At 27.8% G+C, this 13762-nt stretch carries 11 protein-coding genes and 1 tRNA gene; 1 reads left to right on the plus strand and 11 read right to left on the minus strand.

Translation table 4 applies throughout. The features are described from left to right. Positions 1–38: 38 nt before the first annotated feature. The 9 genes from SCHIN_RS05385 to SCHIN_RS05425 all read right to left on the minus strand — a co-directional run bounded on the left by SCHIN_RS05385 (position 39) and on the right by SCHIN_RS05425 (position 9070). The gene (locus tag SCHIN_RS05385) at positions 39–1835 is read right to left on the minus strand and encodes a hypothetical protein (protein ID WP_166508602.1); all 1797 of its coding nucleotides are present in this window, start codon (positions 1833–1835) and stop codon (positions 39–41) included. A gap of 154 nt (positions 1836–1989) precedes the next feature. Further along, positions 1990–2451 (minus strand): Fur family transcriptional regulator, encoded by a 462-nt coding sequence (locus SCHIN_RS05390; protein WP_166508603.1) that lies wholly within the window; start codon positions 2449–2451, stop codon positions 1990–1992. Continuing rightward, the gene (locus SCHIN_RS05395; RefSeq protein ID WP_166508604.1) at positions 2452–2676 is read right to left on the minus strand and encodes an acyl carrier protein; all 225 of its coding nucleotides are present in this window, start codon (positions 2674–2676) and stop codon (positions 2452–2454) included. Positions 2677–2693: 17 nt separating this feature from the next. Next, entirely contained in the window at positions 2694–3122 is a 429-nt protein-coding gene (locus tag SCHIN_RS05400) for a hypothetical protein (RefSeq protein ID WP_166508605.1), read from the minus strand. Next, on the minus strand, positions 3097–4347 hold the full coding sequence (locus tag SCHIN_RS05405) for a hypothetical protein (protein ID WP_166508606.1): 1251 nt from the start codon (positions 4345–4347) through the stop codon (positions 3097–3099). The genes SCHIN_RS05400 and SCHIN_RS05405 overlap by 26 nt, the downstream gene beginning before the upstream one ends. A gap of 88 nt (positions 4348–4435) precedes the next feature. Beyond that, positions 4436–4511, minus strand: a tRNA-His gene (locus SCHIN_RS05410). 126 nt (positions 4512–4637) lie between these two features. After that, positions 4638–5390 (minus strand): lipoprotein, encoded by a 753-nt coding sequence (locus SCHIN_RS05415; RefSeq protein WP_166508607.1) that lies wholly within the window; start codon positions 5388–5390, stop codon positions 4638–4640. A gap of 4 nt (positions 5391–5394) precedes the next feature. Further along, positions 5395–5841, minus strand: coding sequence for a hypothetical protein (locus tag SCHIN_RS05420; RefSeq protein WP_166508608.1), 447 nt, complete (start codon positions 5839–5841; stop codon positions 5395–5397). 517 nt (positions 5842–6358) lie between these two features. Continuing rightward, positions 6359–9070, minus strand: a complete 2712-nt coding sequence (locus tag SCHIN_RS05425) for a 2-oxo acid dehydrogenase subunit E2 (RefSeq protein ID WP_166508609.1) — start codon at positions 9068–9070, stop codon at positions 6359–6361. Between the two features lie 220 nt (positions 9071–9290). Here SCHIN_RS05425 and SCHIN_RS05430 point away from each other — a divergent pair, with 220 nt between their 5' ends. Then, complete coding sequence (locus SCHIN_RS05430) at positions 9291–11195, plus strand: M13 family metallopeptidase (protein ID WP_166508610.1); 1905 nt, start codon at positions 9291–9293, stop codon at positions 11193–11195. A gap of 26 nt (positions 11196–11221) precedes the next feature. Here SCHIN_RS05430 and SCHIN_RS05435 read toward each other — a convergent pair whose 3' ends face one another. Further along, positions 11222–12478 carry a Pr6Pr family membrane protein gene (locus SCHIN_RS05435; RefSeq protein ID WP_166508611.1) on the minus strand — a complete coding sequence of 419 codons (1257 nt, stop codon included), beginning with the start codon at positions 12476–12478 and terminating at the stop codon, positions 11222–11224. 96 nt (positions 12479–12574) lie between these two features. Beyond that, positions 12575–13762, minus strand: coding sequence for an acetate kinase (locus tag SCHIN_RS05440; protein ID WP_166508612.1), 1188 nt, complete (start codon positions 13760–13762; stop codon positions 12575–12577).

The following is a 13762-nucleotide window of genomic DNA, read 5'->3' on the forward strand; positions in this document are numbered from 1 at the left end:
TTACTTTTATTAATGTATAAATAAAATTGTAATTTTTTTTAAATTTGTTTTCTTAAAGCTATTAATTTTTGAGATAACTCTTCAAGGCCAACATCTTCTGTGTTTTCACGACTTACCAATATAGTTGCAGCCAAAGCACAAGAGTTTAATATTGCCATTATTGAGAAAAGGAAAGGCATAATAATTTTTAGATAATCATTTAATCTAAAATCAAATCCCCCTCATTTTCTTCCCTGTTCATCTTCTACAAAGTTTACTTTTCTTAAGAAACTTTGATTATAAAGTGTGTATCTTCCTAAAGTAACTTGTTTTTGATTAATTTCAAGATCTTTTTCATCTAATAAAGATAAAGCTAATTTATCAAAGTAAGTTGATATATTTAAAGCATTTGCAAAGTATTCAGTTTTTTCGCTATTACGAATACTGTTATATGAAGAATCATCAACTGTAGAGTTTTCTAATTTCATATTGTTGTAAATAACTGAAACTTTTTTCTCAAACAATTCATTTGGAGTATAAGTCACCCCTTCTTCAGTAATAGTTTTTCCCATAAAGTTTCAATCATCAATGATTTTAATTGTATTTAAATCATTTGAAGATTTTTCAAGAATTGAATTAATTATTTCAATTAATAAAGTGTTTTTAAAATACGAAGTTCTGTAAAACATATATAAGAATAATTCTTTCATAATTTTAATTGATACTTCATTTAAAAAAGGTTCATTTGCATCAAAACTTGTATAAAAACCTTTGTCATTAACGTTTCAACTTCTATAAATATCATCAGGCACATAAGTAAAGTCAATTCTTTTTAAATGTTGTATAGAAAACATATCCCTGTAATGTTCAAAATCACTTGGTCTTTCTTTAAAAAATTCAACGTATTCTTTTAACTCTGAGTTAAAAATTGGTGAAAACATAAAGTATTGAAATAATCTATCAACTTCATCATCTTCAAAGAAATAATCAACCATTTCTCTTTCTGTTAAATTTTCATCTATTTCGTCAATAACTACAACTGATTCGTTTTTTGTAATAAATACAACACCTTTTATTGAATTAAACTCTAACAAATTATTTGTGGCTGCTAAAAACTCTTCATCATCATTAACACCATCATAATATTTATTATAAAATTCTGATGATTGAAGACTTGTGTTTTCCACAAAGTCTTTATATAAAATTGATCTAGTTTTACTTTGACCGCCTTCTTGTGCTTCATTAAAGTTCAAAACAATATCTTTATCTTCATATCCTTTTGAAAAGAAAAAACTTGAAACCAAACTTATTGAAATTGATGCTAAGAAAAATAATATTGAAACTATAATTACAGTTTTTTTACCTTTAAAAATAGCTACAACAATTACACTAAATGGAAGTCATATCATAATTGCAACAGTACTCATTAAAAGATTAGAACTTAAGACTTTACCATTTGCAGATCAATCTGAAATTTTAATTGCAAGTACAAAAGTATTTAAAATATAAATTGAAAATACATAGAAGGCAATAAAAATGATTGAAAGAATGTAATCTCTAAAAGCACCTAACGCTTTATTCCTCTCTTCTACAAGATCATCAATAAAACTATCTTCTTCACTTGTAAATTTACCAATAAAGTATCATCCTTCAATTGTTGTTAAAAAAGGAACTACTAGCAATAACATTACAGGTGAGAAAATCTTCACGTTATTTACAATAGCTCCCAAAGTTGTATTTGATTCTTGTTTGGTATTAATTAATACAACATTAACGACAACTACTGCTAAACAAAATAAAAAACTAAAGAAATAAAACTTTCATTTTTTTGCTCTATAAACTAAAAAATTTTTCATATAGTTGCCCCCTTAATATTTTTCCCCAAAATCGATACTTATATTATACCATTTTAGAGAGCAATTTTTTATGTAACCAGAAACTTCCCAACTATGAGTTTAGTTCCTTATTTTGCTAAAAAAATAAAATAAAAAGATTCCCATTTGGAAATCTTTATTTATTTGCGATAGTTGAAAGTTTTTTTCGACAATTGTTACACAAACCGTGCATTTCTAACTTGAAATGATCCAACTCAAAATTTATTGATTCACCAATTTTTTTAAATTGCGAAAGTAAATCTTGTGATAAGGAAGAACTGTCAATATGTTCAAACATCTCACATTCATGACACTTAACATGAATTAATTGTGGGGTGATTGCCTCATATATAATTTGTTTACCATTTATTGTGTTTGAAAACAACAAATGTAAGTCTAACAGCATATCTATATTGTTATACACTGACATTACATTAACTGAAGACTTTGTTTCCTTTTCTATTTCAGCTATTAACTCGTTAATAGTGAAATGTTTTCTAGTAGCAATACATTTTAGAATAGTTAGACGTACATCGGTAAGTTTTATCTTTTTCTCTTTTAAGATTTCTACATATTCATCGAAAAGCTTATCTCTCATCTATTTTACCAATTCTTCTATTGTAGTGATTAGGTCATTAACTGTGTTAATGTCACTCATCTGTTCATCAGAAAATGTAATATTTAATTCATCTTCTAATAATACAATCATGTCCATAAGATCTAGAGAATCTAGACCCATAGCTTTAAACACACTGTCTTTTGTGATAGAACCTTTGGCTCCCTTAGCAACTAGGGATTTTTTAATTTCTTCAAAATAGTTCATATAAATCACCAAAATGATTATATATTCTTAATTGAATAATTTCAAATATATTGATAGTCTTGATTGAAATTTAAAATATATTTTATGGAAATGGCCTTTATGAAATAAATATCATCTACATAAAACCTAAAAGTTGCTTTGTCATTTAATGGACCCAATTTATAGAACTCTTGTAAGAAATGGTACTTAAATTCATCTAAATTTATATAAACCTTATTACTTTCAAATCTTAAAATTTGCATTTTTTGGCCAATAGATAGGTTAATGTCTAGATTTTGTGAAACAAAATCTTCATTCACCTCTTCTGTTGGTTTTTCTACATCTTGTTCAATTTGCGTTGAAGAAATGGTGTGGTTTTTAAGCAAAACCACAGTAGTTACTGAAACTAGCGAAGCTATTGTGAAAATCGGTAATAAAAGTCTATAAAATATTTTTTTGATTTTCATGTATAAATTTTATTGCACTTTCTTTATCGTTTCAGTCAACTTCATAATAGTCTTCATGTAAATAATTAAGTTCTTCAACTTTAACAGCTTCAAAATTCAAATCTATTCTAGAATTGAAAATGTTTGTATAATCACTGTCTAAAAACTCGTTTTCAAACACTAAATTTAGATCATTTAATTTTAAAGTCTTTTTAAAAACTACCCTATCACTAATTAAAGGGTTTAATAAAATACCTTTTTGTCCATAAATAGATTCACTTACCTTGTTGGTTTTTCAATCAATAGCTGTAAAGTTTTGATTTTCTATCAAATATTGGTCATTTCTAGAAGAAATGGCATCATCTTTTAGTTTTAAATCATAATAACTTTCTTTGTTGTTTAATAAAATTTCGTTTGTACTAGAAACTCCAATAACTTTTGAAACTCCTGAAACATATTGGTTTAAAAAGTTTGTTACAAGAGTGCCATAAATTGAAGTTTCAACTTTACCAAGTCAAGATTCTTTAAATTTTAAACTTACGTCAAAATCCAATCTATTTACAGAAGTATTTAAAACTTCATAATCTATTTCTCTTGTAATTAAATCTCTATTTCCTGTTTCATATTTTACATTGAATTGATTTGTTAAATATGAAGAAATAAGATTATATTGAGTCAAATTATTTTTACTTCTATAAATTTGGGGCTTTCTATTTAAATTAATCAGTCCTGTAACCGAACCTTCATCAACAAAGTTTCCTGTATATTTATAACTTGCAGTATATCTAATTGTTGGAAAATTGTTATCTTCAAAATATTCATAAGGTATAAGTACACTTTTAAATTCATAATTTAAGAACTCATACTTGTTATTTTCACTTTTAGAGATTCTATAGTATCCAAAATCTACTCTGTCAGTTTTGTCTTCAAATACAATTTGTTTCAATTCTGACCCAACTTGTGCATAAAATACGCAAGTTCCACCGTTAAAGTATAAACTTATGCTTTGTGCATTTGGATTTTTTCCAAAGTAATAACTGCATATACTATTTCATTTTTTTTCAGAAATACTTGGTCTGAAAAACAGTTTAAAGTACTTTTTGTTGTTCTTCATAACAACTTCATTTTGAAATACTATATCTAAATCAAAATTTTTGTTTACATCTTGCGAACTATTTTCAACTTTAATAGTATCTTGTCTGTCGCTAGAATTTAAATCTATATCATTGTCTATTGCAATATTCATTTTTTTTCACCTCATATAAACTATCGTCATGAAATCAAAAAAAATGTACAAAAAAAACTCAAAAATTTGAGTTTATTTTCTTTATAAATGGGGCGCACGAGGGGAATTGAACCCCCGAGTGTCGGAACCACAATCCGATGCGTTAACCACTTCGCCACGTGCGCCATATATTCAACTTAATTATTATACTAAAAAAGTTGAATTTTTTTTATTTTTTTTAATTTCCTTTATATTTTAAAAAAAACATATTCTGCATAAGCTAGAATATGTAATTTCTTTATACTAAAAATTTATTCTTCTATTTCTGGTAAAGGAATATCTTCTACATCAAATCAAATACAAGAACCATCTGTATTTGTTACTTCATAGTCTGTTATATAAAAACTTTCATATATAACACTTGCATTAATAGGTTTTAAGTCAAAAAGTAATGTTGGTTCATATACCCTTACCTCAACATATCCTTTTTGAATATAAGTTCTATATGCATTTTTCGCATCAATAATAGAGTTTGTACTTGCTTCTGGTTTTCCTTCCCAATCATCTGGAATATCTGGAGTACTTATTTCAAAAATATTGTCAAAAAACCTTTCCCAGGTATCTCAATCATTATTATCTTGGTGCACTTTTTTAAGATAAGGTATTGCATTTACTCCGTCTTGATCAACAACATAATCATTTTCTCTATTTAACTCTCCCAATAAAATATCTATCCTTCTTCGTGTTGTGGTTTGAAAATAATCTCAAAATTTTTCTTCATTTTTTTTGTCGTCAGAATTTGAATATCACCAATTTTCTCTGTTTTCTAAATGTGTATAAGGGCGTTTAAAATCTTCTGGTTTATAATCTGCGTTTCCAAAATCTATTATCAATTGTTTGGATAGGAAGTCTCTAAAACTATTAAACTTATTTATAGTTAATTTTTCCTCGGGTTCGATTTGATCTTCATCTCCGTTTCTTATAGGCACTGAGCAAGCCACAATATTTGTGATTGTAGTTGTTAACAAACTTGTTATTCCCAGTATACTTAGTAATTTTTTCATTTTTTTATTCCTCCTTGTAAATTAGGTTATAAATTTTATTAGCTATTTCATCAATCTCTTCTAAGTTTGACCAATAAAACTCATAATATTTTTGTTTTATCGAAAGACCATAAATATAATGCTTTTTATAAATTACTTGAACAGCAGAAATAAGATTTATATTATTTCTGTATGATTCTAAAGCATATTTATAATCTTTAAAGTAAAGTTTTTGATTATCTATTCAATAGTAATAAACATTATATTTTCCGTTAGAAATTATATTGTTAAAATCTGTAAAGTTATTTTCTATATATCTAAGTTCTTTAATATTTACAAATCCTTTTTTTATATTTGTAATAGATTTTAAATAGTTAAAAGCATCTTGTTCATTATAATCTTCGGCTATTTTTTCCCCGTTAGGGTTATAAAGGATTATTTTTTTGTAAAGTACTCGTTGGAAGTAAAACATGATGTTCTCATTAAAAAAAACGGTTTTTAAAAAACTTTATACTTTTCTAAAATTTGTATTCTGATATGATTAAATATTAATTTTTGTAGTAGCTTATCCATATATTGAATAAACTAAATTCATAAAATACTATCATTGATAATTTTTATGAAAAGAATGATGACATTTCAATATTTAAAATAAAACTTTTAAAAAACAGCAAGACTTAAGTATAAATATTGGTTTTGAACCCAAATTAAAAAACCAAATATTAAGATAGGATTGATACAGATAAATTGATAATAAACAACTATTTATAACTGCATTTTAATTCTTCATAATACTTGGATTTATAATTTTTAAATTTATAAAATTCAACATGTGTTAATTGAAATAAATCATGTTTGTTTTTTCAAAACATAAATTTACCCTTAGGTTCAAATTTTCTTTCATTACATCACTTCATTTTCTTAAATATTTTATCATTTTTTTTGAAAATTTACACCATAAAAAAAGAGAGCGCGGCTCTCTTTTTAAACTATGATACTGTTAAAACTTCGGGTCTTTCAAGGATCTCTTTTACTCTAGATAAGAATCTTCCAGCTTCAGCTGCATCCAAAATTCTTTGGTCAACTGTTAAACTCATATTCATAATAGCTTTAATTGCAAGTTTTTCGTTGTTAACAACAACAGGTTTTTTAACAACTTTACCCACTCCAATTACTGCTGCATTTGGATAGAAAATTGTTGGAGTAGCTTGTATTGCTCCAATATTTCCGTAGTTTGCAATAGTAATGGTGCTTCCTTCAGTTTCGTAATTATATAATTCTCCAGCTCTTAATCTTTGTGTCATTTCACGAATGTCTATTGCAACTTCTTTTACAGAAAGTTTTTCAACAAATTTTAGAACTGGAATTATAAGTCCTTCACTAGTTTCTGTTGCAAGACCAATGTTGTGATATTTTTTAATTATCACTTCATCGCTTTCAGGATCATAACTAGAATTAATTTTTGGATGTTCTTCTAAAGCAATTGAAATTGCTTTAGCGATAAATGAAATTGTAGAAAATTTAATATGATTTTGAGTTTGCTTTAACATATGTTTTAATTTTAAAATTGAAGACATATCAATTTCTGTTGAAATTGTTAATGGCGGAATATAGTTTTGACTTAAAATCATTGATTTAACAGCAGGATTTCTAGTCTTATTAACCTTTTCTCTTCTAACCTCTTTATTTACATCATTACTTTCGTAATCTAAATAACCAAGATTTGCATCTTGAACTTGGTTTTCAAAGTTTACTGTTCTCATTTCATCATAATTTTTTGAAGGAGTTTTTACTTCCTTTTTAAATGATTCAATTTCAGATCTTATTAAGTCTTTAATTTCTTTACCCGATATTTTATCTCCACCTAAAGACATGTTTTGCATTATACTTTGCATTAACATGTATTGCATTAGTTGAGAGAAAGTGTCAGTTCCTCCACCCGCACCCATTTGAGTTTGCTGTCCCACTCTTTGGCTGGCTTCATTTAATTTATTTTGTTGAATTAAAGCATCTTGTAAGTCAGCAATTTGTTTTTTTAAGAAGTCTATTGTGTCATCTTCTTTGTCCCCACTAATTGTTGCATACTCTTCACCTTGTTCGTTTAGTTTTTTACTAATTTGTTTTTGAACTTTTTTAGGAGTTTTGTGTCCTCCCATATCAAGTTCTCTACCCTCTCTTTCAGCATCATGTTCTGCTTCAAGATATGAAGTATATAAGTTACTTGCTCTTAATCAAGATTCAAATTCCTTTTTACCTCTTGGTGTTTTATTATAAGGTATAAATTGCATTTCTCCAGTTACATCATCTTGGTAAGGAACTTCTTGAGTAAACTGTTTTGGTATTTTATCTTGTTCAACAGTTTGTTCAAATTTACTTACTTCTCTAATTTGACCAGATTCAATAGCTTTACGTCTATTGGTAATTTCTGTTCTTTCATCTCTATCTTTCATTAAATTTCAACGTTTATTAATATCATATAAACTTTTGATTTTTGACTCAGCATAACTTTGTTTACCTTTTGAATTAATTTCCTCTAAAAGTTCATCTGGTTTTTTTTGTGGCATTACAAAACCACCATATTTACTTAAGTCGTTTGCATCAATTACTGTTGGTTCTTCATCAACTATGTAACCTCCAAGAGAAACACCAAAATCACCATCTTCACTGGCTCTTTGTCTCATAAATACTTCATCTTGAGTTACTTCAAGGTTTTTACTTCCTCTTTGTTCTCAATTAGAGTTTTGTTCTGGCTTACTCATTGGTTTGGCCTCCAAACTTGGTTTTGGTTTATCTTTATCTAAGAGTGCATTATCTTTTGTAGCTACAATATCTCTTTCAAGTACAGAAGGGTCTCCTCCTGCTTGATTAAGTTTTTCTATTCTTGAAGCGATAATGTTTCTCATGATTAAAGGTCTACCTTTTTCATCAGTTTTAGACATAGCATCAATTGATTGGTCTACATCTTTTACTTCTTTATAATCATTTTCTTCTAACAATTTTTCTTTTCTTGCTTGAATAAGTTGTCTAAATTTACTTGGACCTACTCCATCTTGTTTTTCAAAGATGTTTCCCCCAGTACTTGCCATTAGATCGTTATTATTCATTTTTAAAAGTTCATCTGGATTCATATCTCCCATAACTTTATTTTGAGGAGCATTTTTTATGGAATTTTGGATATTTGCACGCATCTGTGCAAATCTATCTTTTACTGGCGAGTCTTGCATAGTTTTTTCCTTCTCCTCTAATTTTTCAAATTTCTCTTTTGAATCCATTATATCATCGTGTCCAGATGAAAAAGGAGTTATGGCTTGATTGTATCTATCATAAACTACTGCACCAGAAAATTCGTCTGCAGGAGAATCGACAACGGGCATATTTGTCTCTTCAATATAATCAGGTAAAAAAATACCATCAATATTTCCTTCTTCTACATTTTCTCTTGTGAAATGACGATTTCGAAATTTTGCTATTTCTTTTTCTCCAATTGCAATGTTTGCAAGGATACTTCCATTTTTTACAGGGCTTCCAAGTTTTATGGTTTTTACAATGACACCATTGTAATTAGATTTTATATTTACTTCTCCACCATCATCTAACTTTACAAGAGCAAAATCATCTCCAAAAGAGATGTTTTCTCCTTTAAAAAGTCATTCAACAACTTTTCCTTTTGATGGTAAATTTCTAGCCCTTAAATGTACCATAGTATCTCCATTCTCTATAATTATATCATTTCTAAATAGTCATTTTAACCCTAATTTACTACCATAATTATATAACATTTAAACTTATAGTAGTAAAAAGTCACTTCTTTTTTTATAGACTTGACATTTAAAATTATATATTATTTTTCAAGGTTTTGCATATTCTCTTTACCCCCTAATAATGGTGCTATAATTAAAAAGAATAGGAGTTGTTTAAAAAATGAGCACAAAAATAAGACCTCAAGACAATTTTTACGATTACGTAAATAAAGATTGAATTGATAAAGCAGAACTTCCAAGCGGATATGCTGCTTGAGGTAGTTTTGAAATGCTGCACAAAAAATCTGTTGATGACATCAACGATTTGATTGATAAATTAATTAAAGATAAAAATAATTTAAATGAAGATCAAAGAAAAATTGTTACAGTGTATGAAAACTACTTAAACTTTAAAATGAGAGATGAACAAGGAATAACACCAATTTTACCTCTCATTGAAGAAATAGATAAACTAGAAAGTAAAGAAAACTTTACTGAGTTCTTAATTAATTTTTATAAAAAATATGGTTTTGGTTTCTTTCATTCAAAAAGCATTGATGCAGATTTTGAAGATAGTAACTTAAGAGCTTTAATGATTGGTTCAATGGGACTTGGAATGGGAGACAGAGACTTTTATGATCCAAGTCATGTAAGACACGAAGAAATAAAAAGCGCATACAAAGTTTATATTGAAGATATTATCAAAGCTTCAAAATTAAAATTTAATACAGATAATTTATTTGAAATGAATTATGATCTTGAATATAGAATAAGTCAATCAATGTTGAAAAAAGAAGAGTTCAGAAACATTGACAATATAAATAATGTTGTAACAATTGATGAGCTTACAAGTTACTGTGACTTTATTGATTGAAATAAATATTTAACTTCAACAGGTCATGCTAAAGCTAAAAAAATTATTTTATTAGAACCTAAATTTATGAAAGCTTTAAATAAAGAATTAAAAGAAATTGGTTTAGAAAATCTTAAAGATATTTTAAAACTAGATATCATTACATCATATGCAGGAATTCTTACAACTGAATTACACAAAATTAATTTTAACTTTGCAAAAGTTTTTTCTGGTGTAAAAGAAATGAGACCAGAAAAAGAAAGAGCTTTAAGTTTTACTGAAGGATTAGTTGGGGAATTAATTGGTCAAGAATATGTTAAGTTACATTTTTCAAAAGAAGCAAAAGAAAATGTTTTGAAAATTGTTGATGACTTAATTAAAGTTTATTCAAAAAGAATTAATCAGCTTGAATGAATGAGTGACACAACAAAAGCAAAAGCAATTGAAAAATTAAATACTTTTGAAACAAAAATTGGTTACCCAGATAAATTTGAAGACTATAGTGGAATTGAAGTTAGAAGTTACGAAGATGGTGGATCACTTTTCGAAAATAGATCTAACATTGCAAAACACTTTAGAGAAAAAAACTTAAGAGAAATTAATTTACCAGTGGACAAAACTAAATGACATATGAGTCCTCAAACTGTAAATGCATATTACAATCCACAAGCAAATGAAATTTGTTTCCCTGCTGCAATTTTACAATCACCTTTCTATGACATCAACGAACCTCTTGCAAAAAATCTTGGAGGTATTGGAGCTGTTATTGGTCATGAAGTTAGTCATGGTTTTGATGATGAAGGAAGTAGATTTGATAAAGATGGAAATCTTTCAAACTGATGAACAGAAGAAGATTATAAACAATATAATTCTAGAACAGAAAAATTAGTTGATCAATATAGCGCTTACGAAGTTGATGGTTCAAAAGTAAATGGAAAATTAACTTTAGGAGAAAACATCGGAGACTTAGGTGGAGTTAGTGCAGCTCTTGATATTTGTTTAGAGCAAGCACCAGATGATTTAAAATTATTTTTTGAAAACTACGCTTATGTTTGAAGAAGAAAATCAACAGCTGAAATGTTGAACACAAGATTATTAACTGATCCTCATTCACCAGAAGAGTTTAGATGTAATGGAGTACTTGTTAATGTTGACAAGTTCCACGAAGTTTATGAAACTAGTGAAGGTGATAAAATGTATAAACCAAAAAATGAAAGAATTAAAATCTGATAAAAAAAATTGCCGCTTGGCAATTTTTTTTAATCAAATTTATTTTTAGAAACAAGAACACCTTTTGAAACAAGTCTTTTGTATCTATCAGCTTCACGTAAATTGTTTCTAACAAAAACTCTATCTTGTGTTTTCAACGAGTTCATAAGAGAACGATAATCTCTTCTTTCTTGTTTGGCAACAAGTCGAAGATTTTTTTTCTCTGCAATTTCTAATTTCGTTTTTAGAATTTGTTCATTCTTTCTTTTTGAAATCGCTAAACTTTTTTCTTCCTTAGTTAAAGTTGCTAAACTTTTTCTTCAACTTTTTCTCTCCGTTTGTCTTTTAACAAACTGTAATTTGATTTCATTTCTTCTTTGAACTTTTTTCAACTTTCTCATTTTTTTTCTGTAGTCATGTTCTTCTTTTGAAATAAGATTTTCATTGATATCATGTCATCTGAAGAACTTACTGTTGTTTCAATTTAAGTAAATAAATTGTAATCCTATTACTAATCCAAAGATTGCAACACTTGCTAAAAATAAAGTTAAGATTAACATTCAAGCTGGTTGTGGTGTTTCGTATCAAACATTTCCTGCAGCATCTTCTAAAGTAATGTGTCTAAAATTTAAAAATCAATAAGGGTATCACATTTGAGTTGTGTAAGGTGAAGCGTTTGCAAAAGTACCGTGACCCATACCTTCTGGTCAGTTAGCCACTCAGTTTGTTCCATCTAAGTGATAAATTGTTTTGAAAAAATCTGGACCAAATTCTTGGTATCTAAATTTACCTCTAATCATTACAAAGATCCCGTATCCTAATGGATACAATGTAGTTCCAAACAATCCAAACTTTGTATGCTCTCTTGGTGAGTAGTAGTAATCACCAGAAGTCAGAATAAAGTTTGAAATCATAATTGTTGGAATGCACAAGTGAAGAACTACTGTTGAAATTCAGTTAGCTATTCCATATGAATTCATTTCGTCTGTAGAACCAAGTAATCCAAATCAGAATACTAACATTGTTACTGTAATGTAAACTGTAACTGCCAACTCAATTCCAAATGGAGGTTTTCTATTATAGTTTTGTTTTGTAAATAATGTAAAGAATAAATAAATTACAACAATGTAATTTGACTGAGTTGTAAAAAATGCATAATAGATATTTAATCTTTGTAAAGTGGGAATTGCACGCATATTCATTTTTGGACTATACACTTGAAGCATAAAGTCAAAAACTAGAAACGCAATTAAAACAATTAAAACCATTAGCTTAATTGAAAATTCCGAGTTTTTATTTAATTTCATATTCCCACCACCTTTCTATAATAATATCACTTTCAACAATTTAATTCTATTGTAAATAAAAACTCTACAACTTTTTTTAGTTGTAGAGTTTTTTTCTTATAAGAATTTTAAAACAGTATTACAAATCATAAGTTCTTCATCAGTTCTTACTTTGTAAATTGGTACTTGTGAATCTGGTGTTGAGATTTCTAAGTAATCATCATAACCTTGAGAATTTTTTGTATCATCTAAAGTTACATTTAATAATTTAACTTTATCGATAACTGCTTTTTTAGCTGCAGCTGAATTTTCACCAACTCCTGCTGTAAAAATAATTGCATCAACTTTATTTTCTAAGTAGTTTGCATATTTAACAATGTAGTCAGAGATTCTTGTTGCATACATGTCAAGAGCAAGAGTTGCTCTTTCATCTCCTTTTTCAACAGCTGTTGTTACATCTCTCATGTCACTTGAAATTCCACTAACTCCAAGTAAACCACTTTCTTTATTTAAAGCATCAGTAACTTGGTTTAGATCCATTCCAGTTTCTTTTGAAATGTATTGGATAATTGATGAATCAATATCTCCAGCTCTTGTTCCCATCATAACTCCAGCCAATGGAGTAAGTCCCATTGTTGTGTCTAATGATTTTCCATTTTTTACACAACAGATACTTGCACCATTTCCTAAGTGACAAATAATTAAATTAACATCATCAATTTTTTTATTTAACATTTCTGCTGCTTTTAAAGTTATGTAGTCATAACTAATTCCGTGCATCCCATATTTTCTTACAGCATGATCTTCGTATCATGAGTAAGGAGTTGGGTATAAGAATTTTTCTTTTGGCATTGTTTGGTGGAATGATGTATCAAAACATCCAACCAATTTTGCTTTTGGCATTTTTGATTCAAATGCATTAATTGCAGTTAATGCTCCAGGATTGTGTAAAGGTGCAAGACGAATATTTTCTTCTACAACTTTTTTCATTTCATCAGTTAGTTCAACTGGCTTAACAACTTTGTCTCCCCCGTGAACAATTCTAAATCCAATACCTTTAATATCTTCTTCATTTTTAATAACTTCTAATTCTTTAAATCTATTTAAGATTGAAGTTACAGCTTCTAAGTGATCTGACATCTTGTCATCAAACTCATGTTTTTGATCTCCAACTTTAATTGTTAAAGCTCCATCAACTGTAATTCTTTCTGCCAAACCTTCTACTAAAGCATTTGGAGTTTTACCTTCTATTGAGTATAGTTTAAATTTAATTGAACTACTTCCTGCGTTTACTATTAAAATCAT

Origin of the sequence: Spiroplasma chinense (assembly GCF_008086545.1) — a bacterium.
Classification (GTDB): domain Bacteria; phylum Bacillota_I; class Bacilli_A; order Mycoplasmatales; family Mycoplasmataceae; genus Spiroplasma_A; species Spiroplasma_A chinense.